Origin of the sequence: Lactobacillus paragasseri (assembly GCF_003584685.1) — a bacterium.
Lineage (GTDB): Bacteria > Bacillota > Bacilli > Lactobacillales > Lactobacillaceae > Lactobacillus > Lactobacillus paragasseri.
On record NZ_AP018549.1, the window covers coordinates 650,619 to 676,374 of the forward strand.

A 25,756-nucleotide genomic window follows, 5' to 3' on the forward strand; every position below is an offset into this window, starting at 1 on the left:
TTTGAAGACTAACTGCTTTTTTGCATATATTATATTTTTTTTATTATCATCTTAAAAATGAATCCAATACATAGTCGAACTTGAAGTTTCCATCTAAAACATCTCCGTTTCTTACATTTCATGAAAGATCAATTGAGTCTTATCTAAGTCAATTGTATAAGTCTCATCTTCAAGTGGGCGCTTAGTCATCCCCTGATCGGTTGAATAGATAATCAAACCTAACCTTGCACCAGCTGGTAAGCGATAGAAAGTAGGTTGCAATTCAAACTCCAAGTCATAGAATTTACCTGCTTCAATCTTTTCAGCGTGTTTCATATCAGCGTAGTTTTGGACGTTCATATGCCCCTTAGTAATCAACTTAGCCTTTGTTTCTTTATCAGGAACAAATTCTTTCATTACTTCAGTTCCGAAACGGTAACCTAATTCCTGAATTTGATCGTTAAAAGACTTAGGAATTGGAGTAAGACGTTTTCTTGATCCTAAATCAACCAAAGCTACTGAAATTTGTCCTTTTGGAAGAGAAGTAGCAAGGCTCATCTTAATCTTAGGACGACCGACTAAAGTTACAGGATGAATGAACTCGTCAGTTACAAAGCGTAATTGTTGATCAAGCCACTTTTCTTTACCAGAGATAAAGTCATATTGCCATTTACCTTCGGAAATTTTAGCTTCTTTGAAGACTTTACCGCCTTGGTCGGTAAATGAAAGTTTATCATTGTCTTCGCCGCCATCTTTTAAGAGCTTACCTTTTTTATCAGGGAAGTAAATTTCTTTTTTACCTAGTTCGTTGTTCCAAGTTGGTTCTTCATGCCAGATATCTGGTTGCAAATTATCTTGGATCATAACATCTTCCCATTGCTTGTAAGCATTATTCTTAATGCCTAATAATTCATGACAGAACCACAAATTCATTAAGTCTGAGAAGTCGATTGAAAGTAAGTTGTTCATGTTGTAGTGCGGACCTTGGTGCAAGAAAAGTTTGTGAGCAATTGGCAATTTAGAAACTTTTTGCCAAATCTTGTAAACATTCTTTGGCTTTACATTCCAGTCGTTTAAACCATGAACAGAGATCCAAGAACACTTGATGTTATCAGTGTGATGACGATAATTTCTAGCTTCCCAGAAATCAGAATATTGACCAGTTTCACGGTCTGACTTTTCTAAAAGACGTTTTTGCATAGCATCAAATTTAGGCTTGATCTTTAAATAGTCGCCTGCATCCCAAAGGTTAGACTGACAAGTTTCAGCAAGCATGTCTAAATCTTCGCCTTGGCAAGCTTCTGGAGCAATTACTAATCCATGTTCACGATAGTAATCATACCAAGAAGAAATGGCAGCTTCTGAAACTACAGTTTTAAGCCCAGCTACCCCAGTAGTGGCAATGGCAATTTGAAGTGTTCCTAAGTATGAACGACCAGTCATTCCGATATTGCCATTACACCAAGAAGCTTTAGTTTCATGCTTTCTCGTACGGTCAGTATAAGCAATTCTATCGCCATGAAGCCATTCAATAATTTCTTTAGCAGATTCAGTTTCTTCTGGAGCTCCCGTAATTCTTAAACCATCTGAACCACGAGTTCCAATTGCACCTGCGTAGACATTAGCAAATCCACGTGCAAGCAAGTATTCATTTAAAGAGTAGGCAGCTTTATGAACTGCCTCTTCTGTTGCTGCTTGATCTTCACTAGCTGGCTTTTTAGCTTGAGCAGTTGGCATTGCTTCATATTTAGGATAAGTACTCTTAGTTGCATCTTCTAAGTTGACGTCAACATTGTGGTTACGCTTTTCATTAGCAATGATGCCACCAAAGTAAGGATCAGCAGTGTAGAGTGCAGGAAACTTAAAGTTGTTTGATTGATATGGGCGAAAAACTGTTACTTGAAGTAAATCAGGTTTACCATCTTCATCAGTATCAAGATCACTTTCAACATAAACAACTTCACGAATTACCTTACTCATATCAAAAACAGGTAAAGATTTTCCATTAAAGTACATAAACTTATTATTACCGTAAAATTGAGTGAAATAGCCCTTACCAGCCATATTATCAATGAAGGTTTGACCGTTTCTGGCACGAGTATTAAGTAAACGATAGAAGACCTTAATTAATTCATCACGATCAATCTCTTCTTTTTCGGTATATGGAAGGGCATTAGCCTTCATGCGAGCTAGGGGATCTTTTAAATCATAGTCATATCCCACGTGATATCCTAGCAATTGCAAAGCAATATTATAGAAACTATTACGTGAAATTGTAGCAGGCTCTTTAGCTAAAAAGTCTTTTAAATTTTCATTTTCACTAACTGCGAATTCTGCCAGCTTAGCTTCTTTTGCGCCATAAGTTTTTGCTTCCGCAACTGAATTCTCAACTAAAGTAGCTAAAAGATCAGAAAAGCTGTTTTCTTTCCAATTATCAGGCAAGAAATTGATGGATTCTAATTCTTTGATCATTTGGTCAAAATCAGTTTGAAGATAACCATATTGATTGTATTTCATTAAATATACGCTCCCTTTTATATAATCTCTTACTCATAATTTTACTAGTTTTACCTCAATAAAAGAAGAAATAAAAATGCCGCAAATTTTGCGACATTTTTGTTGAAATTAAGAGGTTAGTTTTAATTAATTTTGTTCTCAGTGTATTCATTACCAGATTGATAATCATTGAAATCTTCACCATTAAGATGGAAGTGTTCACCGTAAACTAAGTTAATGATTTTTGGATTTCGATTATCTTCTAGACCGAAGAGGACATAATCCGTCCATTTATTTCTACTAAAACTAGCATCAAAGTCTTGATTAAATTGAATTTCTTTATCTTTGCCCAATACAGTTAATTTAGCAAGGAGCAAACTTTTATCTAGATGAGCTACTTCTTCAAAAATTACAGAATCGATGACTGTTTCATCAACTGTTCCGGCGTTTCTCTTAAGTTCAATTTCTTTAACCATTGCCTTGTAGTAATTTCGATCAAGATACTGCTTTAGACTTTTAACTTGGTACTTTGAGTTAACATACTTCTCTCTTAACAACTGACTATATAGGAACTGTGCTTGAATATAGACTTCTTTATAAGCCGTGAAGTCATCTTTAGAATCTGGCTTAGTGAATTTGATATGGAGACGATGCAATAGTTTTTGGTATTTATCGAATCTTTGGTTAGGATAGAAAAGTTTATAATTATTATCGCCAGAGTTCTTAATGAGGTGATTAGAATCATATTCAAAACGTAGCCGTACTTTAAATATGAAATCAAAAAGAGCAGCAATAATATAAGAACTGAAAAAGATAAGTACTAAAATGGCGAAGCCACCTACTATACCGCCAATAGAAGAATTGTTACTATCGCTACTATCAGATGAAGTGTAACTAGTTCCTCCGCCTGAAGAGCCACCAGTACTGTGACCACCACCGGTTGATCCCATGGAAGCAAAGGCTGGTTGAGAAAAATTGGTATTAGTCGTAGTGACGCTTACACCAAAGAATAGAAGACAAACTAAGATAAATATTTTTACTTTCTTTTTCATAAAATTACCCAATAAATAAAATGCGTTATTTATATTTTAACTAAATAAGAAGAAAAAAAACAAATTAAGATTTAAAGATATTTTTTAGATTTTAATGAATATAACTAAATTATTTTTAATTCAAAAACTGGTAAGTAAGATTTTTATTTCTTATAATAAATATTTGAGAAGCTATAAATATTGGAGGTCAAAATATGGCAGAAGTTAAACGTTTTTATGAAACTTTTCACCCAGATCATTATGATATCTATTTAGATATTAGCCGTGAAAAAAAGAGCTTCCACGGTAAAACTATTGTAGTTGGGGATGCTCAAGAAGAATTAGTTAAATTAAATCAAAAGTACTTAAAGATTACCTCAGTTAGAGTAGATCAAAAGAAAGCTGATTTTGATTATAACGATAAAGAAGAAGTCGTTAATATTAAGGCTGGCAAAGTTGGTAAGATGAAAATTGAGGTTGACTTTGAAGGCAAGTTAACTGATTCAATGATGGGTATTTATCCTTCTTACTATGAAGTGGATGGCGAAAAGAAGCAATTAGTTGGTACTCAATTTGAAACTACTTTTGCTCGTCAAGCCTTCCCATGTGTTGACGAACCAGAAGCTAAAGCTACTTTTGCACTTGCAATTAAGTTTGATGAGAAGCCTGGTGAAACAATTATTTCTAACCAACCAGAAGAGAAATTTAAAGATGGGGTTCACTACTTTAAGCCAACTGTACGTATGTCTAGCTATTTAGTTGCCTTTGTCTTTGGCGATATGCAAAAGAAATTGACTAAGACTAAGTCTGGTGTTGAAATTGGTGTATTTGCAACAAAGGCACATAAAGCAAAAGAATTAGATTTCGCTTTGGATATTGCTAAGCGTTCAATTGAATTTTATGAAGATTTCTATGAAACTCCATATCCATTAGAGCATTCATACCAAGTAGCACTTCCTGACTTTTCAGCAGGTGCAATGGAAAATTGGGGCTGTGTAACTTACCGTGAAGCATATTTATTGCTTGACCCTGATAATACTTCATTAGATATGAAGCAATTAGTTGCAACTGTTATTGCTCACGAATTAGCTCACCAATGGTTCGGTGATTTAGTAACTATGAAGTGGTGGGACAACTTATGGCTTAACGAAAGCTTTGCTAACATGATGGAATATGTAGCAATTGATGCCTTAGAGCCAAATTGGAAGATTTGGGAAATGTTCCAAACTTCTGAAGTTCCTGCCGCTCTTCAAAGGGATGCTACTGATGGTGTGCAATCAGTTCACGTTATGGTAAATGACCCAGCTGAAATTGATGCTTTGTTTGATTCAGCTATTGTCTATGCTAAGGGTTCAAGAATGTTAGTCATGGTACGTGCTTTATTAGGTGATAAAGCACTTCGTGAAGGATTGAAGAATTACTTTGCAGTTCATAAATATAGTAATGCCACAGGTGACGATTTATGGAATGCACTTGGTAAAGCAAGTGGCTTAGATATTGGTGCAATTATGCATTCTTGGTTAGAGCAACCAGGTTATCCAGTCGTTAATGCCAAAGTTGAAGATGGCAAGTTAGTCTTAACTCAAAAACAATTCTTTATTGGTGAAGGTAAAGAAGTTGGCCGTAAGTGGCAAATTCCTTTGAATTCTAACTATACTGCTGTTCCTAAGATTATGAAAGATGAAGAACTAGTTGTTGGAGACTACAATGATTTGCTTGCTAATAATGGTGTGCCATTCCGCTTAAATGTAGGCAATAATTCAGACTTTATTGTTAAATATGATCAAACATTGCTTGATGATATCCTAAGTCATATCGATGAATTAGATGCAGTTGATAAATTGCAATTATTGCAAGACTTTAGATTATTAGCAGAAGGTGGTCAAATGTCTTATGCAGATATTGTTCCACTTCTTCCTAAATTTGCTGATTCTACTTCACCAATTGTTAATAATGCTTTATACAGAATTATGTCTACGTTACGTAATTTTGTAACCCCAGGTTCAGATGAAGAAAAACAATTAAAGAAGCTTTATAATTTACTTTCTGAAAAACAAGTTAAGCGTTTAGGTTTGCTTCCAAAAGCTGGTGAATCTAATGATGATAACTTAACCAGACCATATGTTGTGGCAGCTTCTCTATACGCAGATAATGATGATACAATTAATGGTCTTCACGCTATTTATTCAGAAAACTCCGATAACTTAGAGGGTATTTCAGCTGATATCAGAAGTGCTGTTTTAGTTAACGAAGTTAAAAACTTTGGTAATATGACCTTGTTTGATAAGTTGCTTAAGAAGTACCAAGAAACTTCTGACGCTAGTCTCAAACAAGACTTATGTGCTGGTATTACTTCGACTAAAATGCCTGAAATTATTGACGCAATTGTTGATGATTTTGAAAATGCACAAGTTGTTAAACCACAAGACCTACGTGCTTGGTACCGCAATGTTTTAGCTAACCCATTTGGTCAAGAACAAGCTTGGAATTGGATTAGATTAGAGTGGCCATGGCTTGAAGCAACTGTTGGTGGTGATATGGAATTTGCTACTTTCATTACTGTGACAGCAAATATTTTCCATACTGAAGAAAGATTGAAACAATTCAAAGACTTCTTTGAACCAAAGATCAATACTCCAGGATTAACTCGTGAGATTAAGATGGATACTAAAGTAATCGAAACTAAGGTCAACTTAGTTAAGAAAGAACAAGCTGCTGTTAATGCTGCAATTGCTAAAGCAGTTGCTTAAAAATAAAGATTAAATAAATAAAAAAGATGCGCTTTCAGTTTTGAAAGCGCATTTTTGATATAATTTATAAAATAGGAGTGACTTAATTTGATAAAAACAATCTTTTTTGATGTTGACGGAACATTAGTTTCGCATAAAACGGATAGTGTGCCTAAAAGTACTAGAAAGGCACTTAAGCTTTTACGTGAAAATGGAATCAAACTTGTGTTAGCTACTGGGCGTGATATGAGCCAATTAAAAAAATTACCGGTTAAAGATATAAAGTTTGACGGTTATTTGACGATGAATGGGCAACTCTGTCTAGATGAAAATGGTAATGAACTTTTTGGTAATCCAATTGATGAAAAAGATACTGAAAAGATGATTGAATTAATTAAAGAGGAGGCTGTCCCGATTACTACGATTGGTAAAGAAGGACCATACATTAATTTTGTGACAGATCAAGTAGTTGCTGCTCAAAAAGCTGTTTCTAGTAAAGTTGCACCAGTTGGTAAATATCACGGTGAAAAGGTCTATCAATTTATTGCATATGGAAAGCGCGATGACTTAAAGAAATTAGTCGATAATCTTCCAAATTGCAAGTTAAGTTGGTGGAATGAGTATGCAGTCGACATTATTTCAAAAGATGGTGGTAAACTAGCTGGCGTTGAGAAGTATCTTAAATTGCAGGGACAAACTTTAACAGATGCCATGGCTTTTGGCGATGGCGAGAATGATTTAGACATGCTAAAGGCTGTTCAACTTGGTATTGCTATGGGCAATGGAGAAGAGCAGGTGAAACAGATTGCTGATTATGTGACTAGCGATATTAATGAAGATGGAATCTATAATGCCTGTAAGCACTATAAGCTGATTTAAAATGGCACTATAACAGCCGACATTTTATCGTATGGCTAACTTTTAACCACTAATAATCTGCTGTGTACAAGTCTGGAACTAAAGGGGTAATTTAAATGAAAATTTCTTCAAAAAATAATTGACATCCAACTTCCTTTTCCCTATACTAGAATATGTTCTGTTAAGGAACTGGTTTGGTAGCTCAGCTGGATAGAGCAACGGTCTTCTAAACCGTGGGTCGTGAGTTCGAATCTCACCCAAATCACTGATATGACGCTCCGTATGGGGCGTCTTTTTTGTGCAATTTTTTATTTGACCCCCAAATGACCCCCAAGTATATTTTTTAAGCATTTTTCTTAAGATTGTTAAAGACAGAATTAACTTTAGAGTCAATTTTTTTGCGATGTTTTTCAAATGTTTCTGCATATATTTCCTCTGTAGTTTTAGTGGTTGCGTGTCCTAATCTTTGAGCAATATCATAGGTGCTTACATCAGCACTTAGTAAAATTGCAACTTGAGAATGTCGAAGCGAGTGGATATGATATCCTTCTCGTTTAATTTTTAATTCAGCCAAGTTATCTCGTAAAGTTCGATTTAAACTCTTTGAATTAGGAAAGCCATTTCGTGCTTTTGACCAAAAAACTTTTTCTGGATCATTTATCTTTAGTTCTTTGATTTTTTTCATTATAAAATTTGGAACTCCAATTGGACGAACAGAAGACTCATTTTTAGTTGGACCGTACTCTTTTTGAGAATAAACCCAAGAACGTCGAACTTTAATAGTATTATCCTCAAAGTTCAAATCGTCCCATTTAAGCCCAGCCATTTCGCTTTCCCTAAGTCCAGTGGTCAATCCTAATAAGATCATATAGCTACCGGGAAAATTAGGATTAGCAGCGTTATAGAGATGATTAAGTAGTAACTTTATTTCATCATATTCAAGATAGTCCACTTTTAAATCATGATCTTTATTAAATGCCAACTGGATATTCTCAGTAAAGTCTCTTGTAATAATTCCATCTTGAATTGCTGACTTAACACAAGTGCGGATAGCTCTATGCAATTTTTTTACTGAATTTTTTGCGTGATTTTCCCCAAATTCATTAATAATTTTTTGATATTTGGAGCGATTTATATTTTTAATTTTGGCAGCTCCTAATAGCTTCCTTATTCTTTTTCCTTCAAGATTGTATTCAATAAGGGTATTAGGGGCGACATTTCCTTTCTTATAGGTCTTAACCCAATCATCATAACAATTTGCAAAAATGGGGTTTTCTGTAACATCTATGCCATCATCTATTTCTACTGCAAGCTTATTATCCGCTTTTTCAGCTTCACGTTTTGTTTTAAAGCCCCGTCTGGTTAGATAATGCCGTTTACCATCAATATCATACCAAGAGCGTTTTACATACCACTTTTTGGATTTTTTATCTTGATAAACTCCCATACTATTCCTTTTCCTTATCTTTTTTTCCTAGCATCTCGACTATTTTTTCAAAGTCTTCATCACAAATATCTTTCTCTTCTCCATAGGGATCGCAAGCGAAAATTCCTAATCTTCTAAGTTTTTCTCGATTGGTCAACATTTTTGTCACCTCCTTTCAGAACACCAGTTCTATTGAGCTGTAAAAATAAAACCAGTGTTAACTGGTCATATTTACTATTTAAGTTTAGTTTGAGATTTAGTGGTTAATTTATCGTTTTCGAATGATAAGGTAGCACTAGCTCCATCGTCTCCCTTAATACCTGTTAGCCACACAGCATTAGTGATTTTTGTTCCTGCAACATTGGCTTCATGTAATCCGTCAGGTTCGCCATACTTGTTAACGATATCTTGGTAAGTAGAACCGTCAGCAATATTGTTAAATTCGCCTAAAGTGATTTTTTCATCACGCTTGCCCCATTTGAAGCCAGTAATTTCTTTTGAGACAACCTTGTTTGAGTCTAAAGTTTGAATTGCTACTGTCACAGCGCCTTTAGTCCAAGTGAGTTGCTTAACCTTAACTCCATTAGATGAGGTAGTGGTAGAAGAAGCAGGATTACCAAGCAATTGTTTTACTTCATCAGTGGTTGATCCACCTTCTCCTTGAGATAAGAAGTTACCAACTTTAATTTGATCGAACTTTCCCCTTAGTTCCTTGTTTTGAGAGATAACTTCGTTCTTTTTCTTTGATTGTTCAGTAGTCTTTTCAGAGTTTCCCTTACTACTGCTATTTGAAGAACAAGCTGATAAAGACAAGCCGAGTAGGGCAAGTCCAGTAGCAGCAACTAAATATTTCTTTTTCATAATATCCTCCTATGAGCTATACCTTAACAATCAGCTTTTAAAGTCGTCAGTATTGGACTATTAAAATAGTAGATCGTTGTTGCTTTTGAATTTTTTAGCAACAACTTTTTTTAATCTTTCTGGAATGCCAAAGTGTAGCATAAACTCTCCAGGATCTTCACAAGTGTAGCCTTGGGAAGAGGCATAGTCCCAAATAAGATTTAAGCCAAACAGATCAGCTTGATCTTCCTTGAAAGCATCATCATTACGATTAAAGGCATCGTGTTCTTGCCAGTCATAATCATGGGCATAGTACATAACTCCCTTATCGCCATTTATATAATGTCCTAATTCGTGAGCAGCCATAAATGGCACTTCTGGTGGATTCCACCAGTTTGTATTAATAATGATGGTTTTTTGTTTAGGAAGATACCTAGAACGAAAATGTCTGTCTTCTAATCGAGATAGTATGTAACTAAGATGATGATCTTCAATTAGGTTACATATATAAATGAGTAAATCATTGTTATACATAGGCGTTACTCGTAATGAGGCTCTCCGTCATTCTTATGTCTTTCAAGGATAGCTTTGATAACGTCCATATCTTCATCTGATACAGGGCGACCGCCGTAGCTAAGAACAACAGGGTCTTTTTCTAGGTCAACGGATTTAGGCTCACTAGTTTTATCTGAACCTAATAAATAATCAGCTGACACATCAAAGTATTCAGCTAGTTTAGCTAAAGCACCGCTTGAAGGCTCAGCTTTCCCATTTTCCCATTTAGTAATAGTTTGTTGAGATACATGTAATAATTTGCTTAGTTCTGTTTGTGAGAGTCTATGAGATGTCCTCAACTCACGTATTCTATCGCCAATCATGCTCTTCAACCTCCGTTTATCAACTATTGTACTTAAATTATAATACTTTATACATATTTTTAACTTGAAAAGTAAAAAAAGTAGTAAAAAGTGTTTACATTATAAACTATAATGTATATAATATATATGTAAGTTGATAAAGGAGTTGATAAAATGAAGCGGGAACTTAAAAGCTTACGAGTTGGAGCTGGGCTTACGCAAGCTGAATTAGCAAAGCGATTAGGCGTTACTAATGTTACAGTTTCAAGGTGGGAGAGAGGAGAAGTAGTTCCAAAGCCCAAGTATATTAAAGCTATGGCAAAATTATTTAATATCAAGGGGCAGGATATTTTTTTAAATTTAATTACTACTAAAGTTTATAAAATTGTTACAAAATAGAAACAAATAGTGATAATAAAGTAGGTGATTAAATGCCTGAGTTAATTAATAAAGATGCTCTCATAGTTATCTTTAAGCCGATTATCAAAGCTTTATTTGATAAGGAAAAGGAAGAAGCAGAGGGCGCAACAATTAACATTGATGAGTTCCGAAAAAAGTATTGCGGAGGTAAAGGTCAAGAGTGGGTAAGGTTGTATGTTTTCGATAAGTTTAAAAAGGAAATTGATTTCGAAAATGGTGGTTTTGTAGTTAACCCACACAACGGCAAGAAAACAATCATTTTTAGAAAAGACGCTAAAAAGTGGATTGAAGAAAACTATCACCGCATTGATTGGAATGCAAGTATTAAGAAAGATTTTGGGAGGTAGAAAAATGATAAAGGTTACAACGGGCGACGTAATTAGACAATTGGTATCAAGAGGCGTATTCGAGTGGAAGAAAGATGCTGAATATCAGATTGGCATCAAAGATGAACAGATTGTTGTTAACAAAGATGGATCGGCTGAAATTGCCTATCTAGGTAACACCTTAGAAAGTGTTATTCAGTTAGCCGATATGTTTAAAAAGGTAGGTACTAAGGAACAGCAAGAGCAAATTAACGCAGCACTTACAGATTTAGTAACGATTGGAGATCGCTGGAATGAAGCGTAAGAAGACAGATTGGCTAGTTGCAATTGTGTGTTCAGAAGTAATTGCAGCAGGGGTTATATGTATCACTATGTTGGGCTATTACTTTTGGAGAATGTTCCTTTAGGAGGTGGAAACAATGGAAAAAGAAACAAAAAAATACAGAGATCCATTTAAAGGTATGAGCTTTAATGGAAACCCTGTATCAAAAGAAGAATATATTGCAGCTTATGAAAGCTACGTTAAGCGTTGTTCTGGTGAAGCCAAAGGTTAGTTCTAGACGAATTAGTCATAAAATCAGAAAATTCACAAACTGAAACTCGAATTGTTTCTTCAAGACATTGTATTTCGTCAAAAATTTTATCAATGCTCAAAGGACTAATCAAAATGATTTCTGTGGGCAAGTGTTGAAACCATTTTGTATCAGGTAAAGTTTCAAGTTTTGTTCGAATAGCTACAGCTAATGGCTCATTATTAGGAGCAATTTCGTAATCAAATGTTACAAGATATTTATGCATAATTAGACCTCCTTTCTTGAGACTAATTATAGCAATAAATTACGTATTTTAAGGAGGTGGAGTAAATGACATTAGAAGCAAGATTAATTAGTAACAGCAACGCATTTTTTGCTAGACAAGATAAGTCACCACTAGCTATTGATGAGTACCAGAAACAATTCGAAATTGCTTTAATGCAACAAAAAAAAGCCGTTACCGACTGCAATCAGTAACGACTAATCAAAGGTTTTATAAATTAAATTACTAAGGAGTATTTTACCACAATGATCGAAATAATGACACCCGCACAGGCTGTTACTTTTAGGGAGCAGCGTTTAAAAGAAGAACAAAGAAGACTAGCAGATCAAGGTATTAGTTCAGCATTTGAAGGCTGGAACTTAGTTACTATCGGCGACAGTGATTGCGATTATTTAAATTTTAAACATTTTGTCACTACTCAAATTTTCAGCCTAGGAATTGATAACTATATCAGTCGTACAGGCTGGGACAAGAAAGAATTGATCGAATACTTAGCCACTGTTGACCAATACGATGATATTTGGAAAGACGATGTCTTAGATTTCTTCGATGGACTGGAGGGTAACTACTGATGACCTCTAAACATGCCGAATTTGAAAAAGAGTACATGACTTGGCAATACAAGTTGGAAAAAGAAGCGAGCGATTGGAGAAAGAAGATAGCTGCCGAAGCCTTAACTCAAGGATCATATCAACAAGGTATTAACTGGATCAATAAGTTGAAACCAAAAATTGACGATAGTTTTCCCGGAGGAACGTTAGGAGCAGAGATCAATTACTTACGAGAAATTGCAGAAGACGCACGTCAAGACGTGATGAAACAAGCATTATCACAGAAACCTAAGGAGTAACCACTATGACAGAAAAAGTAAAAGTTCCAATTTTAACTCAAATTCAAAATGAATTAAAAGCACCGAAGAGCCAGTATAACAGCTTTGGTAAATATAAGTATCGAAATGCAGAAGATATTGAGCAAGCGTTGAAACCATTGCTTGCTAAGTATGGAGCAACCCTGACTATTGATGAAGATGTTCGAATGGTTGGAGAACGGATTTACTTTGTTGAAGCTGCAAGGTATAAGGACGCAGAACAAGAAGTTAGTGTTCAAGGTTGGGCTAGAGAAGCTTTAAACAAAAAAGGAATGGACGACAGTCAAATTTCAGGAGCTACTAGCTCTTACGCAGTTAAGTATGCTTTAGCGAAATTGTTCCTAATTGATGATACGCAAGATACCGATAGTAATGGTTATCAGAGAAACCAACAACAAGAACCAGCACAGAAGCAAAAGCCAGTAAGGCGACAAGCAACGCCGAGTAAACCAAAGAAGATGACTAAAGATCAACTTTACGAATATCAAGCTGACTACAACGGGGAAAAGAAGTTCTTAGTTACCATCTACACCGAGTGCGACAAACAAAAGAAGATGGGACTTGATGCTAAGACAAGTGTTCCGATTGAGTGGTGGCACAAAAAGCTAAAGGAAAATTCAGCTGACGGAGAAGCAGTAAGACAGTTCACAGAAATGGCTATAGCTGCTAACAAAAAGAAACAAGCTAAAGCCAAAATAGAACAATCTAATAGTATTCCTGACTATGCTCAAGATCCCGAAGTTGAAAAAGCAATTGAAGAAGCAATTTCTTAAGAGAGGAGATAAAAATGGGCAGAAGAATGATAAGTAGCAAAGTAGTTGATACAGATAACTTCTTAGATATGCCTGCCACTTCGCAAAACTTATACTTCCACTTATTAATGCACGCAGATGATGATGGCTTTCTTGGAAATCCTAAAACTATCACTAGATCAATTGGAGCACATCAAGATGATTTAAAACTTCTAATTGAAAAAGGTTATCTGTTTGTGTTTGAAGACGGAGCAATTGCAATTAAAGATTGGTTCATTCACAACTATATTCCTAAAGATCGTTATCATGAAACAGTTTATAAGGAAGACAAGAAGAAATTAGAAGTCACTGAAACTCAGCAATACCGCCTTGTTACAAGAAAACCGATTGTTCAGGATACGGAAAGTAAACAAGATGATAGCAACATGGATACTAAAAAAGAACAAGATGTAAACAGTTTGGATACAACTTGTATACAAGATGATGACAACGTGTATACCGAAGATAAGTTAAGTAAAGATAAGTTAAGTAAAGATAATAATATAAATAAATTGTCGAGTTCAGAGAACGTCGACTCCGAACCAAAACAAAAATCTCAAAAAATACCTTACGAAAAAATTATTGACTACCTAAACAGAAAGACTAATTCACATTATCGACCAACTTCTAAAGCTACAAGGCGACTAATTAAAGCTAGATACAACGAGGGCTTTACTGATGTTGATTTTAAAACAGTTATAGACAAGAAATGTGCTGAATGGCTACAAGATGGCAACATGGTTCAGTACTTAAGACCAGAAACACTTTTTGGAACTAAGTTTGAAGCATATCTAAATCAACCAGACACAGGACCTATTCCACGAAGGAATTTTGGAAGCAAGCCAGTTCGAAGGGCTACTGATTGGGGACAGGTTCAACAACAAATTCAGAAACAAAATCCAGTATCGCATATATCACGAGAAGAACGTGACGCAATTTTTAAAAATTTTGGAAGGTAACCACTATGCAAAACAGAATAAAGGAATTACGAGAAAAAAGAGGAATTAGTCAAGAAGAATTAGCTAATGAGGTAAATCTTAGTAATCAAGTAATTAGCTTTTATGAAAATGGTAAGCGTGAACCCAAAATAGAAAAGTGGCAGAAGTTAGCTGATTATTTCAACGTATCAGTGCCTTATTTGCAAGGAACTGTTGACGAGTATATCGACATCCACGATTTAAACGAAGAGGAGCAAGACGCATATAACCGTATCACGGACATGCTATGCGAAGAGTACCCAGAAGACAGCATTTCTTGGTCAAAGATTGGTCAGCTATTAATTAATTCAGCGGAGGAATAGAAAATGGAAAAAGTTGTTTATAGAGAAGAATTATGCGGAAGAATTGCTGTAGTAAAAGAGATGGATATGCCTTTTGGTCGCTATTACACAGGGTATATTGAGATCTTGCATAAAGATCCATTTAGCTGGAGAAATCACGTAGAAATGGGCAAAGAATTATTTTTCGACTCGTGGGATGAATTTGAAGAATTTCCGGGTGGAGTAACATTTGCTGGTACTTTTTCAGATATTGAAAGTGAGGAAGGTTTTGTCGGGTTCGATACAGAACCATTTACGCCGGGCGAATACACTCAAGAAGATTGCATCGACATTTTGAAAAAAACAGCTAATATTTTGGCAATTAGAACTAGAGCAGCCGAAGAAGCAATTGCTAGTAGAAAAAACTCAGAGCCAAAAAACAAATCTAATAAAAAATCAAAGAATGTGGGGTTGCTACTAGAAGCAGTTAATGATCTAGCTAACGCTAGTGCATTTAATGAACGTGATAAGAAAGATAAGGTAAGTGAACGGCTGGATAGCGCAGGAAAGAATATAACACTATTTCTTGTAAATGAACTGCATGTTAAACCAAGTGATATCGCTATGTTCACAATTTTAAAAAACTGTGTTGAGTGAGGATAACAACGATGAATAACGAATTAATCAAAGTAACAGTACAGAATGACCAGCAACTTGTTAGTGCTAGAGATTTGTATAAGGGACTTGAACTAAAGGGAAGATTTAGTCGATGGGTTGATAATAATTTTAACTTTTTCACTAAAAATGAAGATTTTTACAAGTGTACAGCAAGTACGGTTGTCGGAAATGGTGCTAAACGTGAGTTAGAGGATTATGTTTTGACAATTCCAATGGCTAAGCAATTGGCTATGATGGCAAGAACAGAAAAATCAAAACTGTATCGTGAGTATTTCTTAGACTTAGAGCGAAAGTGGAATGATCCACAAAACGTTGTTCAACGTGCTATGGATATTCTTCACAGCGAAAACTTGCAACTTAAGCTGGAAAATAAGAGCTTGAACCGCCAACTTGAAGAAAGCAACAAGAAAGCTAGCTACTTGGATGTTATTCTTGGTACTACTGACGCAATGGTTACTACTCAAATTGCTATGGATTACGGTTATACGGCTGTTAAGTTTAACAAACTGCTACATGCACTAGGTATTCAGCATAAAGTCAACGGACAATGGATCTTATATAAAGCTTACATGGGCAAGAAGTACACTACAACGAAACTTCACACCTACACCGACAAGCATGGTAAGGATCATGCTAAGCCACTTACTGCTTGGACTCAAAAGGGTAGACGCTTAATTTACGATATTTTGAAAGAAAATGACGTACTACCGTTGATTGAAAGAGAGGACATTGCGTAATGCTTGAAGAGAGTCACGATTTAGAGAAGATCATCGAAGACGCTAAGGTGCTTCATGGCGTGGTCAGAGAAGTAGTTGGAGGTTAAGCAATGAAGAGATTTAAAATGCCAAAACTTGGTAACAATGTAGTTTTAAGAAATAAAAAGTCAGCTGATTTTAAAGAAGTAAAACTAGTTGAAGTCGAAGACGAATACTTCTATGCTATCGAACTTGCTACAGGTAAATCTTTAAAAGATAAATCAGACACTGTTGTTGGAGAATCAATTCCGGATTTGCTAGGTTGCTTGCAAAATACATATGAAATTTACTTAGAAGATGATTCTGTAGCAGAGGATAAATTAACAAATGACTAGAAAAAATCAAGTAGACGAGTTGCTTACTAGGTTTGAGAGAAAAGATATAAAAAGAGAAAAATGTCTTTGTTGTGATTTTGATGCATACGGTTTTGGTAAAAACATAATTGACAAAGGTTACGGTAGTTGCGAAATTAGATTATATAGAGCAACTAAATATGACTTCTACATTTATTCATATTCAGTTGGAGCTGAAGCACTTTTAAAAGATGGGTTTGAAATATATTCTCAAAAAGTTAAATTTTGCCCAGTATGTGGAAGGAGATTATCAATTGGCTAGGAAAAAGCAAAAACAAAAACCACATATTAGGTACAATACAGAAATTCAATACTACAGGGGAATTCCTTTTAGGTTGATTGAATATACACAGAAGCATTTCGATAGATTGCGAGCTAAGAGATTTTTACTTAATCCAGACTTTGAAACAGAATACAGAACTCAAAACTTCTGGATACCTAATTGCTATCTTGAAGAAGATGGAACGCTTAAGCCTAACGTCTTCGTGGATTGGATTTTTGTGAAGTGCGTGAAAGCAAATAAGTTTAAGTATGCAGGTTTAGAGATACCTGACTGGATGAGAGGAAAACTATGAAAGTAAGAGTTTCGTGGGATTCGCCAGATTATTATCAACCTCCAGAAGATACTTATGAAGATATTGAAGTAGATGATAATGCTACCGAAGAAGAGATTGAAAAAGCTGTAAAAGAAACCGCATTTGAGCATTTTGAATATAGCTATGAAATTTTATCAAAAAAGAAAACGCCGAAGTCTAATCATGAAGTGATAGAAGGCTGGCGTAGAGTAATTAGAGGAGAAAATGATGAAAGAATTTAAAGTAGAGAAAGATAGTGTCGAAGAAAGTTATCGTTGGGCTTATGGCTGGCGAGTTGTAGATGGTAAGTGTTCACCACCTGCAATGAACTTTCCGTTACCGGATTTTGTTCAAGCAAGAATTGATTGGGCATCTCACGAAATGCAGGCAGGAATGGGGTTAACTTTTCAAGGAGCTTTTAGAGCATTGCTAGATATTGATGATGAAAAGTCAATAAGAGAGGACTGGGAATGTTGGGGTTTAAGTGAATATATGCCAGTTAGCGATAAGTATCGAGAATGGTTGCAAGATCCAATTCTTCATGATATTAGACGAGTTGCAGTTATGGTGGGGTTTATTTATGCCTGATTGGATTTTTGCAGCAGCATTCTTAATTCTGCTAGCTATAGTGATTTTGGTGGTAGGAGCGATGTAAACATGGAACAAATTTCAGAGAATACCTATTTTTTAAATCCAGAAAAATGGCAAAACATAGCTAACATAATTGGTGGTTTAGAAATTTGCGATAGTGAAACAGGTTGGCCTATTGGTGTGCTAAAACCTGTTGGAATTGAATATTATGAGGATAGTGACGATTGAGAGTTAACTTTACGATTGAAGGAGCGCCAGTAGGTAAGGCTAGACCGAGAGTTACTAGGACGGTAACTTACACGCCAGCTAAAACGGCACGATATGAAGATTTAGTCAGGTATACAGCGATCAACAGTTTCAAAGGTATATTTGATAAAGATGAGCCTTTAGACGTTAAGATTATGGCATATTTTGAAGTACCGAAGAGTTTAAGCAAGAAGCGTAAGGCTTTATGTTTAGCTAACCAAGAACTGCCAACTAAGAAACCAGATGCTGATAACGTGGGTAAAATCATCATGGACGGCATGAACCCAAAAATGAAGCGTGATAAACGACTTCACAAAATGGTTGAAGTTTTGAGAGGCGTTTACCACGATGACAAGCAAGTAACAACCTTGTTAGTCAAAAAGAGGTATGCCGAACGTGCAAGAGTTGACGTGAGAATTAAGAGAGATATGGGTGATTAGATGAACGATTTTAGTTTTATTGAAATTACTATGAATAATGGTTTGACGTATACAATTCAGAGTCAATTCGAACCAAGAACAGTAATTCAACGTATAAAAGACAATATGGAAGATGAACTAATAATTATTAGGGAAATAGGTGGCTATGTTGTGCTAAATAAAAACAAAATAGTCGGTATAAATGTGAAAGCTATTAAAGGGTGTTGAGAAGTCGGTATGCAAAAAATTGATTTGAGTTTGGTAAGTAAATTTGTAGATGCAAGCATCGCTAACGATAAGAAATTAGCTTTAAAGTTAGCAAAAAGACAATATGAAGCATAGTGCTGAGTTAATCACTGTAGCAGGGATGTTAATCTGTCTGGGTGCTGTCGGATTTGTGGTGTTCTGCCTATGAGTAGTGATTTGAAGTATCAAAAAGGTGGATGGTATCACGTACAAGAAGACGGTTCACTTAAGCCGGTAGATTACGACAAAGAAGTTGAAGAATATTACAAGAAATGGAGAGATAACTATGGCAATTGAGTTAAAGATTGGAACTAGAGGAACAAGAGAAGAGTTTGAGGACACGTACACTAGAAGTTTTTTAGAAGATCATGGTCTGTTGAAGTTTGATCCAAGAGAGTTAGCTAATTGCACTTGGGGAGTTCATACTAAATTGGGTTATATGTGTTCTTTCAGTTATGATGACATTTTGACATACATGGGCGATGGTGTCTGGGACTTAAGAGTAGCTGAAGAAACAAAAATAACTGATGAAGAGTTGAAGAGAGCATTATCAGAACCTGACAAGGAGTTCTAGCAATGCAACTATACGGGCATGAAGTAAATCCTTATACGTATAAGGATTTTAAGACAGAACAACTTAAGAATTTTAGATCAATGCTTAAATCAAACATCAAGAATTTTGAAAACATTATAGAGCCAACAATTGAAGAAATGATTTATGAAGATAAAGCTGAGGAGCTGCTACCTTTGATTGAGCATGAAATCAAAGTGAGGTCGAATGATGGACGAAACTAGGAACGATTTAGAAGTAGGCAATGAAACAGCAGTCATGATGTACTTGAACATCTTGAAGTATGCTAAGCATCATTGCCCCGAAGATGAAGATCCTTATGAGATCACGGATCGAATATTTACTGATATGTTCGCAGCGAATAAAGCAAGTAACTAAGCAACTAGAAGACGAGAGGGAGTGTAAGTGTGTATCAGATTGACTTAGGATTACAGCCAAATTTAAGAGCTACAGCTAAAAGGGTGGATAAGTTCCTGACTATTAATTTTCAGAGCTATCTTAATTTAGCTGGCTTACACCGTAATCAACTTACAAGCCCTCAATTATCATTTGCACCGGGATCAACAAATAAGAATGGTGTTGAGAAGAATTTCATTGACGAAGCACAAGACGACATTGATGTTGCTGATCCTGTGAGAAAGGTCTGTGCAGCGATTTATCGGACGATGGATAATTGCACTGATACAGCTTTAAAGCCTTACAGACGTATCTTAATTGGAACATACATTGACCAGCTACGTATCGTTGATGTAGCAGCTACAGTTAATCTGTCGACTAGGTCAATTGATACTAAGAAGATTAACGCACAATGCGAGTTCGCTGATCGTTGGCTTTACTGGAAAAGATATTTCGGCGTTGATGATTTACCCGACCTACGAGTGTTCAGCCAAAAAGTAAAAACAGTATGGCCGGATAAAATTAAGATTCGGAAAAATTAGTCGTGCGTAAAGCTTGCGTAAACCTTGCGCACTAGTTGCGTACGTTTCATGCTAAATTAGTATTGTCGAAAGATTAGACGTGGTGGTTACGATCTTTCGACTGCACCTCGACAGTACTACGTGCGGTACGTTCGAAAAAAATCTCCTTTCGAAATTAATACAGAAGATCTTAATTTGTTTCGGTAAGTAACGAATTAAAGTAACCGTTCTTGGTAGACGCTAGCAGTCGTTCAATTCGACTGGCGGTTATAGCCTGATTAAATTCAGGCGATACAAATTCCTCTAAATGACTTTTATTTTTGGTTTTTGGCTTACAATTCTTTTATTTTTACTTTTTCTTATTTACTTTTTTTATCTGATACAGGCAATCGGGTTCGAATCCTGATTGCTTGATAACCTAGGCGGTAGTTCATTGTTGATTATTGTATATAATAGTTTGCCTAGGGAGATCCTATGCCATGACCCTCAACGGTTTCGAGGAGAGCGTGGGAAGAGCTGGGTAGTTGTTGGCTGGACCGCAGCAGCAACTGCCGTGGGTAGAGTGGCACAATTTGAAATTTAGAAAGAAAAGAGGAATTTTCTTTCACAACTATGTAGCGGGGTTCAATTCCTCGCCTGCCCATTGCCTGTCGGAAAGCAGGCGTAAAAATAATATTATTCAGATCACGAATATATTTTGTTTGTCTGATTTTAATTTACAGAATTGCATCTGGTTTAGCTCTGTACCTAACAGAGCATTCTAGGACTATAGCCAAATGGTAAGGCATCAGGTTTTGATCCTGTGTATTGTTGGTTCGAGCCCAGCTAGTCCTATAGATCAGCTCTATATTTTTTGAAACATTTTTGGATAGAGCTAATCTAAATATTTTACCTTCTAAAATGGTTGATTGTTTTTAGCGGTTAGCGGTAAGGCGAGCATCATGGCAAACGTGACTCCGTATTAAATCTAAAAGTGAGAAGCCACGGCAATCGTAAAAGCGTAGCATAATAGACGCGGCTTTCCTATTTTGGTAACTTAGCTCAGTGGGTAGTCCATTAGGTCCAATTGATATGTTAGTTGGAACGTCAGCAACTTTTATTACTGCTGTCATGATTTATTTGATTAATAAACACATTTCCAATTTAAAAATGAAGTTAGTGGTAAGTACCCTAATTCCTACTTTTATCGGAATGTTACCGATAGCCTTGGAACTTCACTATATTCAACATGTACCATTCTGGTTAACCTATGGAACATCCATGCTAGGTGAATTTGGTTCATGCTTAATTTGTGCTATTTTGGTTTACTTTTTATCTAAAAGAATTGATTTATCAAAATAATTATTTAGGTTACTCAAGGAAGTAGCCTTTTATTTTTGCTTTTAGAAAGGACGGTGATTTAGGTTGTGAGCAATGAAAAAGGCGCTGGTAGACCGTGCAAAATTGATCAAAAGATGATTGACGAAATGAAGCAATATATGATTGCTGGACTAACGCTTAAAGACGCCTGTTCTTTGCTTGAAATTGATACGTCTACATGGCGTAGGTTCGAAAAGAAAAATCCTAAATATGCCGTCAAAAGGAAGAAATGGCAAAGCATGTTAAAAACACAGGCTTTGATAAACATTGCTGGTCAAATTATGAAAGAGAATGATGCCGGTTGGTCAGCATATTTACTTAAACGAGAAATGACTTTAGAAGAGAAAAGAGCTACTAATGCCTTGGCTAGAGCACAAGCCAAAGAGTCCAGAGCGAGAGTTAAAAATATTGAAGCTGATACACGTATTAAAGAAGCTAAGGCAATTGTTGCTGAAAGATTAGGCATGGAAGACAATGAGCAACTTGAAGAAGTGCTTAATAAATTGACTAAGGAGGCAGGAAAAGTTGGCACTGATAAATCTACTAACGAAGAAACAGATTAAGGTGCTGCAATCCTACCTTAACGATGATTGGAAGTACTTGATCTTAAATGGTGCTGTCCGTGCTGGTAAGACAGTGATAGATAACTATCTTTTCTTACTAGAGCTTAAACGAATTAAAAAGCTTGCTGAGATCGAAAAAGAACCACATCCTCAATATATTCTTGCAGGGTATAGTTCAAATTCAATCTATACAAATGTCATCTCATCAATTGAAAATCAATTCGGAATAGTGATGAAGACCGACAGACACGGGCATTATCATCTTTTTGGCATTGATATAGTGCCAGCTTATACAGGATCAGTTCGAGGAATTGGTGCTATTCGTGGTATGACTTCTTACGGGGCTTATATAAACGAAGCAAGTTTAGCCACGCATGAAGTTTTCCAAGAAATAGTGCAACGTTGTTCTATTGGATCAGCAAGGATTATCTGCGACACAAACCCTGATATTCCTACACACTGGCTTAAGACAGATTACATTGATAATCATGATCCTAAGGCAAGGATTAAGGCGTTTAGTTTTACAATTGACGACAACACTTTTCTTTCAAAAGATTATGTTGAAGCTTTAAAGGCTGCTACTCCAAGAGGAATGTTTTATGACCGTGGTATTTTAGGTCAGTGGGTTACAGGTGACGGAATTGTCTACCAAGATTTCAATAAAGATACAATGGTAATTCCTAAAAATCGTGTTCCAGATGGTTTAGATTACTATGTTGGCGTTGACTGGGGTTATGAACACCCTAATCCGATCATCTTATTAGGCGATGATAAGGACGGTAACACTTACGTCTTGGAAGACTACACACAGAAGCACAAGTTCATTAATTACTGGGTTAAGGTTGCACAGAACTTACAGACAAGGTTCGGGCGCAATCTTATTTTTTATGCTGATTCGGCAAGACCTGATAACGTGAACGAGTTTCAATCCAACGGGCTGAACTGTATCAACGCAAATAAGAATGTGTTGCCCGGAATTGAATGCGTAGCAAGGAAAATGCGTGAGGGAAAGTTCTATGTGGTTGATACAGCGTCAAGTGGCTTACTTGATGAGATATATCAATATGCTTGGGACGAAAGTACAGGGCTCCCACTCAAAGAAAATGATGTAAGACACAACGACAGGCTAGACGCTATTAGATATGCAATTTATAGCAGAAACAAGAAGGGAGGTTTCATACCTTGGAATTAGACGCATTAAAGAAGTTAATACAAAACACTTCTACTAGTAGAAATGATCTAATCAATAATTACAAACAAGCAGTAAATTATTATGAGAATAAGACTGATATTACTACTAGAAACAACGGTAAAGCTAAGCTTAATAAGGAGGGCAAGAAAGATCCTTTAAGAAGTGCTGATAATCGTATTCCATCTAATTTTTACCAACTACTGGTAGACCAAGAAGCTGGTTATGTTGCTTCTGTCTTCCCTGATATTGATGTAGGAAAAGATGCCGATAACAAGAAAATTATTGATGTCTTAGGTGATGATCGTGCTTTGACGCTTAACGGCTTGTTAGTAGATAGTTCAAATGCCGGTCGAGCTTGGTTGCACTACTGGATTGATGAAGATGGCAATTTCAGATATGGAATTATCCAACCTGACCAGATCACTCCTATTTATGCAACAACGTTGGATAATAAGTTGCTGGGTATTCTAAGAAGTTACAAGCAGTTAGATCCTGATAGTGGTAAGTATTTCACGGTTCACGAATATTGGACGGATAAAGAAGCACAATTCTTCAGGACAAATGCAACCGATAGCACAGTGATTGAGCCTTACAATATCATTACTTCTTATGATTTAAGTGCAGGATATGAAACAGGACAGTCAAACACCTTAAAACACAACTTTGGACGTGTTCCTTTTATTGAATTTTCTAAAAATAAGTACAGATTGCCTGAGCTTAACAAGTATAAGGGCTTAATTGACGCTTACGATGATATCTACAACGGATTTATTAATGACTTAGACGATGTTCAAACTGTAATTCTTGTCTTAACCAACTATGGCGGTGCTGACTTACATCAATTTATGAACGATTTAAGAAAATATAAGTCTATTAAGATTAATAATACAGGTAACGGGGATAATAGTGGCGTTGACAAGCTACAAATTGATATTCCTGTTGAAGCTCGTGATGATGCACTTAAGATAACCCGTAAAAATATCTTTTTGTTTGGTCAAGGAATTGATCCAGCTAACTTTGAGAGTTCAAATGCTTCTGGTGTAGCAATCAAGATGCTGTATTCTCACTTAGAATTAAAGGCTGCTAAAACACAAACTTACTTTGAACATGCTATTAATGAATTAGTTCGGGCAATCATGCGTTACCTTAACTTTTCAGATGCTGACAAGCGCCATATATCGCAACATTGGACGAGAACTAAGGTAGAGGATAGCTTGACTAAGGCTCAAATAGTTTCTACTGTAGCAAATTACAGTTCTAAAGAAGCAGTTGCTAAAGCTAATCCTATTGTTGATGATTGGCAACAGGAACTGAAAGACTTAGCCAAGGATAAAGAAGAAAATGATCCATATTCTAACCAAGCTGACGAGCTAAACGGTAAAGGCGTGAACGATGAACAGTAGTAAATACTGGCGCAAACGTGCTATCGCTGAAAAGAAAAAGCAACTTGAATCGTCAGCAGATTATGAAGCTGCTATGCAAGTTCGACTGAGACGTTTAGAGCATGAATTTGAAAAGGAAGCTTTAGTTTACTTACAAAGATATGCTAATGAGAACCATGTTGGCTTGAAACAAGCTGCTAGTGTTTTGGGTAATATTAACTCAACTAAGTGGTCTATGACCCTAGAAGAATTTGAAAGAAAAGCTAAGGCTGGTGGCTATGAAAAAGAGTTAAATGCTGAATACTACAAAAGCCGTATTTTCAGACTTCAACAGTTGCATGAACAAATGGTTGAGTTTTCTAAGAAGTACGGCATGGCCGAACAGTTAAGAATGCAAAAAGGCTTAGCTAAACAGTACCAGAATAGCTATTACTTACATGCTTACGACAAGTATCGAGCTACTGGTCAACTAGATATCAAGCTAAATCATTTCAATGAACAGCAATTAGAAAATATTGTTTACAGTCCTTGGAAAGGTAGCGACTTTAGCAAACGAATTTGGAAAGAATACACTGAAATTCTTCCTGATGAGTTAACTGACACAATGCTGAGAGCCACTTTATTTGGTTATTCTCCAAGCAAGGTTGTTACGATGATGAGAGATCGGTTTAAAAAGGTTTCTGATCGAGATTTGCATAGGCTAGTTATCACTGAAATGGGACACGCTGCCGAAGAAGCAACAGCACAGTTTTATAAAGATAGTGATATTGAACAATACCAATATTTAGCTACATTAGAAAGCAACACTTGTGACCAATGCGCCCACTTAGATGAGCGAATTTTTAATGTCAAAGATAAAAAAGAGGGTATTAACTATCCTTTGATTCACCCTTATTGTAGATGTACGACTGTTCCTTATGATAAAGACTTACCAGATGTTGAAACTCGCTGGAGTAGAGATCCTAAAACAGGTAAAAGCGTTTATGTTAAGGATATGAATTACAGTGAGTGGAATAAGTCCGTTAATCAAAAGCGTTTAGGATATCAGGACTGGAAGAAAGTATCTGGCATTAAAATTATTGGTTTAAATATGCTGAAAAGTTTAAGTTCTCCCAAAAAAGACTATCAACAAGTTCCTAAAACTTTGGAATGATTATTATGAGGCTGTTTTGAGAGAAACTTAATATTTGACCTGAGTAAGTCGTTAAACTGCT

General features: G+C 35.9%; 39 protein-coding genes and 2 tRNA genes. 33 read left to right on the plus strand and 8 right to left on the minus strand.

Annotated features, from left to right (window positions below):
* Window positions 1-111 precede the first annotated feature (111 nt).
* On the minus strand, window positions 112-2,496 hold the full coding sequence (locus LpgJCM5343_RS03100) for a Xaa-Pro dipeptidyl-peptidase (RefSeq protein ID WP_101890531.1): 2,385 nt from the start codon (window positions 2,494-2,496) through the stop codon (window positions 112-114).
* Window positions 2,497-2,618: 122 nt separating this feature from the next.
* Window positions 2,619-3,527 (minus strand): hypothetical protein, encoded by a 909-nt coding sequence (locus tag LpgJCM5343_RS09525; protein ID WP_174705295.1) that lies wholly within the window; start codon window positions 3,525-3,527, stop codon window positions 2,619-2,621.
* 194 nt (window positions 3,528-3,721) lie between these two features.
* Here LpgJCM5343_RS09525 and LpgJCM5343_RS03115 point away from each other — a divergent pair, with 194 nt between their 5' ends.
* The 3 genes from LpgJCM5343_RS03115 (at window position 3,722) to LpgJCM5343_RS03125 (ending at window position 7,358) form a co-directional block, all read left to right on the plus strand.
* A complete protein-coding gene (locus tag LpgJCM5343_RS03115) occupies window positions 3,722-6,256 on the plus strand; it encodes a M1 family metallopeptidase (RefSeq protein WP_101890532.1) in 2,535 nt (844 codons plus the stop codon).
* 87 nt (window positions 6,257-6,343) lie between these two features.
* Entirely contained in the window at window positions 6,344-7,114 is a 771-nt protein-coding gene (locus LpgJCM5343_RS03120) for a Cof-type HAD-IIB family hydrolase (protein ID WP_101890533.1), read from the plus strand.
* A 170-nt stretch (window positions 7,115-7,284) separates the two neighbouring features.
* Window positions 7,285-7,358, plus strand: a tRNA-Arg gene (locus tag LpgJCM5343_RS03125).
* Between the two features lie 78 nt (window positions 7,359-7,436).
* Here the strand turns inward: LpgJCM5343_RS03125 and LpgJCM5343_RS03130 are convergent.
* The 5 genes from LpgJCM5343_RS03130 to LpgJCM5343_RS03145 form a co-directional block, all read right to left on the minus strand.
* Window positions 7,437-8,540, minus strand: a complete 1,104-nt coding sequence (locus LpgJCM5343_RS03130; protein ID WP_119609731.1) for a site-specific integrase — start codon at window positions 8,538-8,540, stop codon at window positions 7,437-7,439.
* A gap of 1 nt (window position 8,541) precedes the next feature.
* Window positions 8,542-8,679, minus strand: a complete 138-nt coding sequence (locus LpgJCM5343_RS09475; protein ID WP_167435360.1) for a hypothetical protein — start codon at window positions 8,677-8,679, stop codon at window positions 8,542-8,544.
* 74 nt (window positions 8,680-8,753) lie between these two features.
* Window positions 8,754-9,380 (minus strand): DUF3862 domain-containing protein, encoded by a 627-nt coding sequence (locus tag LpgJCM5343_RS03135; RefSeq protein WP_113576221.1) that lies wholly within the window; start codon window positions 9,378-9,380, stop codon window positions 8,754-8,756.
* A 60-nt stretch (window positions 9,381-9,440) separates the two neighbouring features.
* A complete protein-coding gene (locus LpgJCM5343_RS03140) occupies window positions 9,441-9,893 on the minus strand; it encodes an ImmA/IrrE family metallo-endopeptidase (RefSeq protein ID WP_113576222.1) in 453 nt (150 codons plus the stop codon).
* A 5-nt stretch (window positions 9,894-9,898) separates the two neighbouring features.
* The gene (locus LpgJCM5343_RS03145) at window positions 9,899-10,237 is read right to left on the minus strand and encodes a helix-turn-helix domain-containing protein (protein ID WP_003648015.1); all 339 of its coding nucleotides are present in this window, start codon (window positions 10,235-10,237) and stop codon (window positions 9,899-9,901) included.
* Window positions 10,238-10,390: 153 nt separating this feature from the next.
* Here LpgJCM5343_RS03145 and LpgJCM5343_RS03150 point away from each other — a divergent pair, with 153 nt between their 5' ends.
* From LpgJCM5343_RS03150 to LpgJCM5343_RS09660, 4 genes are all read left to right on the plus strand, one after another.
* Window positions 10,391-10,615, plus strand: a complete 225-nt coding sequence (locus LpgJCM5343_RS03150; RefSeq protein WP_113576223.1) for a helix-turn-helix transcriptional regulator — start codon at window positions 10,391-10,393, stop codon at window positions 10,613-10,615.
* Between the two features lie 32 nt (window positions 10,616-10,647).
* Window positions 10,648-10,983 carry a DUF771 domain-containing protein gene (locus tag LpgJCM5343_RS03155; protein WP_011678806.1) on the plus strand — a complete coding sequence of 112 codons (336 nt, stop codon included), beginning with the start codon at window positions 10,648-10,650 and terminating at the stop codon, window positions 10,981-10,983.
* A gap of 4 nt (window positions 10,984-10,987) precedes the next feature.
* Entirely contained in the window at window positions 10,988-11,266 is a 279-nt protein-coding gene (locus LpgJCM5343_RS03160; protein ID WP_025012262.1) for a hypothetical protein, read from the plus strand.
* A 115-nt stretch (window positions 11,267-11,381) separates the two neighbouring features.
* Entirely contained in the window at window positions 11,382-11,516 is a 135-nt protein-coding gene (locus tag LpgJCM5343_RS09660) for a hypothetical protein (protein ID WP_020807690.1), read from the plus strand.
* Here the strand turns inward: LpgJCM5343_RS09660 and LpgJCM5343_RS03165 are convergent.
* Window positions 11,485-11,760 (minus strand): hypothetical protein, encoded by a 276-nt coding sequence (locus LpgJCM5343_RS03165; RefSeq protein ID WP_020807689.1) that lies wholly within the window; start codon window positions 11,758-11,760, stop codon window positions 11,485-11,487. The genes LpgJCM5343_RS09660 and LpgJCM5343_RS03165 overlap by 32 nt on opposite strands.
* A 65-nt stretch (window positions 11,761-11,825) precedes the next feature.
* On the opposite strand from LpgJCM5343_RS03165, the gene LpgJCM5343_RS09480 reads away from it, so the two are divergent.
* From LpgJCM5343_RS09480 to LpgJCM5343_RS03285, 26 genes are all read left to right on the plus strand, one after another.
* Window positions 11,826-11,972 carry a hypothetical protein gene (locus tag LpgJCM5343_RS09480; protein ID WP_020807688.1) on the plus strand — a complete coding sequence of 49 codons (147 nt, stop codon included), beginning with the start codon at window positions 11,826-11,828 and terminating at the stop codon, window positions 11,970-11,972.
* Between the two features lie 51 nt (window positions 11,973-12,023).
* Window positions 12,024-12,350 carry a hypothetical protein gene (locus LpgJCM5343_RS03170; protein WP_113576224.1) on the plus strand — a complete coding sequence of 109 codons (327 nt, stop codon included), beginning with the start codon at window positions 12,024-12,026 and terminating at the stop codon, window positions 12,348-12,350.
* Window positions 12,350-12,628, plus strand: a complete 279-nt coding sequence (locus LpgJCM5343_RS03175; protein ID WP_003648022.1) for a hypothetical protein — start codon at window positions 12,350-12,352, stop codon at window positions 12,626-12,628. Before LpgJCM5343_RS03170 ends, LpgJCM5343_RS03175 begins: the two co-directional genes overlap by 1 nt.
* A 5-nt stretch (window positions 12,629-12,633) precedes the next feature.
* A complete protein-coding gene (locus tag LpgJCM5343_RS03180) occupies window positions 12,634-13,419 on the plus strand; it encodes an ERF family protein (protein ID WP_113576225.1) in 786 nt (261 codons plus the stop codon).
* A gap of 14 nt (window positions 13,420-13,433) precedes the next feature.
* Window positions 13,434-14,396 (plus strand): conserved phage C-terminal domain-containing protein, encoded by a 963-nt coding sequence (locus tag LpgJCM5343_RS03185; protein WP_113576226.1) that lies wholly within the window; start codon window positions 13,434-13,436, stop codon window positions 14,394-14,396.
* 5 nt (window positions 14,397-14,401) lie between these two features.
* On the plus strand, window positions 14,402-14,737 hold the full coding sequence (locus tag LpgJCM5343_RS03190) for a helix-turn-helix domain-containing protein (RefSeq protein WP_188884728.1): 336 nt from the start codon (window positions 14,402-14,404) through the stop codon (window positions 14,735-14,737).
* A 3-nt stretch (window positions 14,738-14,740) separates the two neighbouring features.
* The gene (locus LpgJCM5343_RS03195; protein WP_223225666.1) at window positions 14,741-15,352 is read left to right on the plus strand and encodes a hypothetical protein; all 612 of its coding nucleotides are present in this window, start codon (window positions 14,741-14,743) and stop codon (window positions 15,350-15,352) included.
* A gap of 11 nt (window positions 15,353-15,363) precedes the next feature.
* Window positions 15,364-16,110 carry a phage antirepressor KilAC domain-containing protein gene (locus LpgJCM5343_RS03200; protein WP_113576227.1) on the plus strand — a complete coding sequence of 249 codons (747 nt, stop codon included), beginning with the start codon at window positions 15,364-15,366 and terminating at the stop codon, window positions 16,108-16,110.
* A gap of 89 nt (window positions 16,111-16,199) precedes the next feature.
* Window positions 16,200-16,463 (plus strand): hypothetical protein, encoded by a 264-nt coding sequence (locus LpgJCM5343_RS03205; RefSeq protein ID WP_113576228.1) that lies wholly within the window; start codon window positions 16,200-16,202, stop codon window positions 16,461-16,463.
* A complete protein-coding gene (locus LpgJCM5343_RS03210; protein ID WP_113576229.1) occupies window positions 16,456-16,743 on the plus strand; it encodes a hypothetical protein in 288 nt (95 codons plus the stop codon). Before LpgJCM5343_RS03205 ends, LpgJCM5343_RS03210 begins: the two co-directional genes overlap by 8 nt.
* Complete coding sequence (locus LpgJCM5343_RS03215) at window positions 16,736-17,056, plus strand: hypothetical protein (RefSeq protein WP_100733148.1); 321 nt, start codon at window positions 16,736-16,738, stop codon at window positions 17,054-17,056. The genes LpgJCM5343_RS03210 and LpgJCM5343_RS03215 overlap by 8 nt, the downstream gene beginning before the upstream one ends.
* Window positions 17,053-17,298, plus strand: a complete 246-nt coding sequence (locus LpgJCM5343_RS03220; protein WP_100733147.1) for a hypothetical protein — start codon at window positions 17,053-17,055, stop codon at window positions 17,296-17,298. The genes LpgJCM5343_RS03215 and LpgJCM5343_RS03220 overlap by 4 nt, the downstream gene beginning before the upstream one ends.
* The gene (locus LpgJCM5343_RS03225; protein WP_252148270.1) at window positions 17,282-17,644 is read left to right on the plus strand and encodes a hypothetical protein; all 363 of its coding nucleotides are present in this window, start codon (window positions 17,282-17,284) and stop codon (window positions 17,642-17,644) included. Before LpgJCM5343_RS03220 ends, LpgJCM5343_RS03225 begins: the two co-directional genes overlap by 17 nt.
* A 69-nt stretch (window positions 17,645-17,713) precedes the next feature.
* Window positions 17,714-17,875 (plus strand): hypothetical protein, encoded by a 162-nt coding sequence (locus LpgJCM5343_RS09485; protein WP_167435369.1) that lies wholly within the window; start codon window positions 17,714-17,716, stop codon window positions 17,873-17,875.
* Window positions 17,872-18,333 carry a RusA family crossover junction endodeoxyribonuclease gene (locus tag LpgJCM5343_RS03235; protein ID WP_113576231.1) on the plus strand — a complete coding sequence of 154 codons (462 nt, stop codon included), beginning with the start codon at window positions 17,872-17,874 and terminating at the stop codon, window positions 18,331-18,333. Before LpgJCM5343_RS09485 ends, LpgJCM5343_RS03235 begins: the two co-directional genes overlap by 4 nt.
* A gap of 390 nt (window positions 18,334-18,723) precedes the next feature.
* On the plus strand, window positions 18,724-18,855 hold the full coding sequence (locus LpgJCM5343_RS09665) for a hypothetical protein (RefSeq protein WP_262975503.1): 132 nt from the start codon (window positions 18,724-18,726) through the stop codon (window positions 18,853-18,855).
* Window positions 18,845-19,132, plus strand: a complete 288-nt coding sequence (locus LpgJCM5343_RS03245) for a hypothetical protein (RefSeq protein ID WP_113576233.1) — start codon at window positions 18,845-18,847, stop codon at window positions 19,130-19,132. The genes LpgJCM5343_RS09665 and LpgJCM5343_RS03245 overlap by 11 nt, the downstream gene beginning before the upstream one ends.
* Before the next feature lie 2 nt (window positions 19,133-19,134).
* Entirely contained in the window at window positions 19,135-19,353 is a 219-nt protein-coding gene (locus LpgJCM5343_RS03250) for a hypothetical protein (RefSeq protein WP_113576234.1), read from the plus strand.
* Entirely contained in the window at window positions 19,340-19,507 is a 168-nt protein-coding gene (locus tag LpgJCM5343_RS09490) for a hypothetical protein (RefSeq protein WP_003648036.1), read from the plus strand. The genes LpgJCM5343_RS03250 and LpgJCM5343_RS09490 overlap by 14 nt, the downstream gene beginning before the upstream one ends.
* Window positions 19,508-19,536: 29 nt before the next feature.
* On the plus strand, window positions 19,537-20,067 hold the full coding sequence (locus tag LpgJCM5343_RS03255; protein ID WP_113576235.1) for a hypothetical protein: 531 nt from the start codon (window positions 19,537-19,539) through the stop codon (window positions 20,065-20,067).
* A 741-nt stretch (window positions 20,068-20,808) separates the two neighbouring features.
* A tRNA-Gln gene (locus LpgJCM5343_RS03260) sits at window positions 20,809-20,880 on the plus strand.
* Between the two features lie 210 nt (window positions 20,881-21,090).
* A complete protein-coding gene (locus LpgJCM5343_RS03265) occupies window positions 21,091-21,387 on the plus strand; it encodes a QueT transporter family protein (protein WP_113576236.1) in 297 nt (98 codons plus the stop codon).
* A 65-nt stretch (window positions 21,388-21,452) separates the two neighbouring features.
* Window positions 21,453-21,968, plus strand: a complete 516-nt coding sequence (locus tag LpgJCM5343_RS09590; protein WP_252148271.1) for a hypothetical protein — start codon at window positions 21,453-21,455, stop codon at window positions 21,966-21,968.
* Window positions 21,931-23,160: a PBSX family phage terminase large subunit gene (locus LpgJCM5343_RS03275; RefSeq protein ID WP_113576237.1), complete on the plus strand. Its 1,230-nt coding sequence runs from the start codon at window positions 21,931-21,933 to the stop codon at window positions 23,158-23,160. The genes LpgJCM5343_RS09590 and LpgJCM5343_RS03275 overlap by 38 nt, the downstream gene beginning before the upstream one ends.
* A complete protein-coding gene (locus LpgJCM5343_RS03280; RefSeq protein WP_015981466.1) occupies window positions 23,151-24,563 on the plus strand; it encodes a phage portal protein in 1,413 nt (470 codons plus the stop codon). Before LpgJCM5343_RS03275 ends, LpgJCM5343_RS03280 begins: the two co-directional genes overlap by 10 nt.
* Window positions 24,553-25,695, plus strand: a complete 1,143-nt coding sequence (locus tag LpgJCM5343_RS03285) for a minor capsid protein (protein ID WP_113576238.1) — start codon at window positions 24,553-24,555, stop codon at window positions 25,693-25,695. The genes LpgJCM5343_RS03280 and LpgJCM5343_RS03285 overlap by 11 nt, the downstream gene beginning before the upstream one ends.
* The last annotated feature ends 61 nt before the right edge of the window (window positions 25,696-25,756 follow it).

Bases quoted from the DNA above. Each gene is read 5' to 3' on its own strand.
- LpgJCM5343_RS03190 (WP_188884728.1), top strand. From the start codon at position 14,402: ATGCAAAACAGAATAAAGGAATTACGAGAAAAAAGAGGAATTAGTCAA.
- LpgJCM5343_RS03130 (WP_119609731.1), bottom strand. From the start codon at position 8,540: ATGGGAGTTTATCAAGATAAAAAATCCAAAAAGTGGTATGTAAAACGC.
- LpgJCM5343_RS03180 (WP_113576225.1), top strand. From the start codon at position 12,634: ATGACAGAAAAAGTAAAAGTTCCAATTTTAACTCAAATTCAAAATGAA.
- LpgJCM5343_RS03150 (WP_113576223.1), top strand. From the start codon at position 10,391: ATGAAGCGGGAACTTAAAAGCTTACGAGTTGGAGCTGGGCTTACGCAA.
- LpgJCM5343_RS03175 (WP_003648022.1), top strand. From the start codon at position 12,350: ATGACCTCTAAACATGCCGAATTTGAAAAAGAGTACATGACTTGGCAA.
- LpgJCM5343_RS03170 (WP_113576224.1), top strand. From the start codon at position 12,024: ATGATCGAAATAATGACACCCGCACAGGCTGTTACTTTTAGGGAGCAG.
- LpgJCM5343_RS03285 (WP_113576238.1), top strand. From the start codon at position 24,553: ATGAACAGTAGTAAATACTGGCGCAAACGTGCTATCGCTGAAAAGAAA.
- LpgJCM5343_RS03220 (WP_100733147.1), top strand. From the start codon at position 17,053: ATGAAAGTAAGAGTTTCGTGGGATTCGCCAGATTATTATCAACCTCCA.
- LpgJCM5343_RS03160 (WP_025012262.1), top strand. From the start codon at position 10,988: ATGATAAAGGTTACAACGGGCGACGTAATTAGACAATTGGTATCAAGA.
- LpgJCM5343_RS09660 (WP_020807690.1), top strand. From the start codon at position 11,382: ATGGAAAAAGAAACAAAAAAATACAGAGATCCATTTAAAGGTATGAGC.
- LpgJCM5343_RS03145 (WP_003648015.1), bottom strand. From the start codon at position 10,237: ATGATTGGCGATAGAATACGTGAGTTGAGGACATCTCATAGACTCTCA.
- LpgJCM5343_RS09665 (WP_262975503.1), top strand. From the start codon at position 18,724: ATGAGTAGTGATTTGAAGTATCAAAAAGGTGGATGGTATCACGTACAA.
- LpgJCM5343_RS03135 (WP_113576221.1), bottom strand. From the start codon at position 9,380: ATGAAAAAGAAATATTTAGTTGCTGCTACTGGACTTGCCCTACTCGGC.
- LpgJCM5343_RS03250 (WP_113576234.1), top strand. From the start codon at position 19,135: ATGCAACTATACGGGCATGAAGTAAATCCTTATACGTATAAGGATTTT.
- LpgJCM5343_RS03165 (WP_020807689.1), bottom strand. From the start codon at position 11,760: ATGCATAAATATCTTGTAACATTTGATTACGAAATTGCTCCTAATAAT.
- LpgJCM5343_RS03245 (WP_113576233.1), top strand. From the start codon at position 18,845: ATGGCAATTGAGTTAAAGATTGGAACTAGAGGAACAAGAGAAGAGTTT.
- LpgJCM5343_RS03185 (WP_113576226.1), top strand. From the start codon at position 13,434: ATGGGCAGAAGAATGATAAGTAGCAAAGTAGTTGATACAGATAACTTC.
- LpgJCM5343_RS03210 (WP_113576229.1), top strand. From the start codon at position 16,456: ATGACTAGAAAAAATCAAGTAGACGAGTTGCTTACTAGGTTTGAGAGA.
- LpgJCM5343_RS03205 (WP_113576228.1), top strand. From the start codon at position 16,200: ATGAAGAGATTTAAAATGCCAAAACTTGGTAACAATGTAGTTTTAAGA.
- LpgJCM5343_RS09490 (WP_003648036.1), top strand. From the start codon at position 19,340: ATGGACGAAACTAGGAACGATTTAGAAGTAGGCAATGAAACAGCAGTC.
- LpgJCM5343_RS09475 (WP_167435360.1), bottom strand. From the start codon at position 8,679: ATGTTGACCAATCGAGAAAAACTTAGAAGATTAGGAATTTTCGCTTGC.
- LpgJCM5343_RS09480 (WP_020807688.1), top strand. From the start codon at position 11,826: ATGACATTAGAAGCAAGATTAATTAGTAACAGCAACGCATTTTTTGCT.
- LpgJCM5343_RS09485 (WP_167435369.1), top strand. From the start codon at position 17,714: ATGGAACAAATTTCAGAGAATACCTATTTTTTAAATCCAGAAAAATGG.
- LpgJCM5343_RS09525 (WP_174705295.1), bottom strand. From the start codon at position 3,527: ATGAAAAAGAAAGTAAAAATATTTATCTTAGTTTGTCTTCTATTCTTT.
- LpgJCM5343_RS03100 (WP_101890531.1), bottom strand. From the start codon at position 2,496: ATGAAATACAATCAATATGGTTATCTTCAAACTGATTTTGACCAAATG.
- LpgJCM5343_RS03155 (WP_011678806.1), top strand. From the start codon at position 10,648: ATGCCTGAGTTAATTAATAAAGATGCTCTCATAGTTATCTTTAAGCCG.
- LpgJCM5343_RS03200 (WP_113576227.1), top strand. From the start codon at position 15,364: ATGAATAACGAATTAATCAAAGTAACAGTACAGAATGACCAGCAACTT.
- LpgJCM5343_RS03140 (WP_113576222.1), bottom strand. From the start codon at position 9,893: ATGTATAACAATGATTTACTCATTTATATATGTAACCTAATTGAAGAT.
- LpgJCM5343_RS03195 (WP_223225666.1), top strand. From the start codon at position 14,741: ATGGAAAAAGTTGTTTATAGAGAAGAATTATGCGGAAGAATTGCTGTA.
- LpgJCM5343_RS03115 (WP_101890532.1), top strand. From the start codon at position 3,722: ATGGCAGAAGTTAAACGTTTTTATGAAACTTTTCACCCAGATCATTAT.
- LpgJCM5343_RS03225 (WP_252148270.1), top strand. From the start codon at position 17,282: ATGATGAAAGAATTTAAAGTAGAGAAAGATAGTGTCGAAGAAAGTTAT.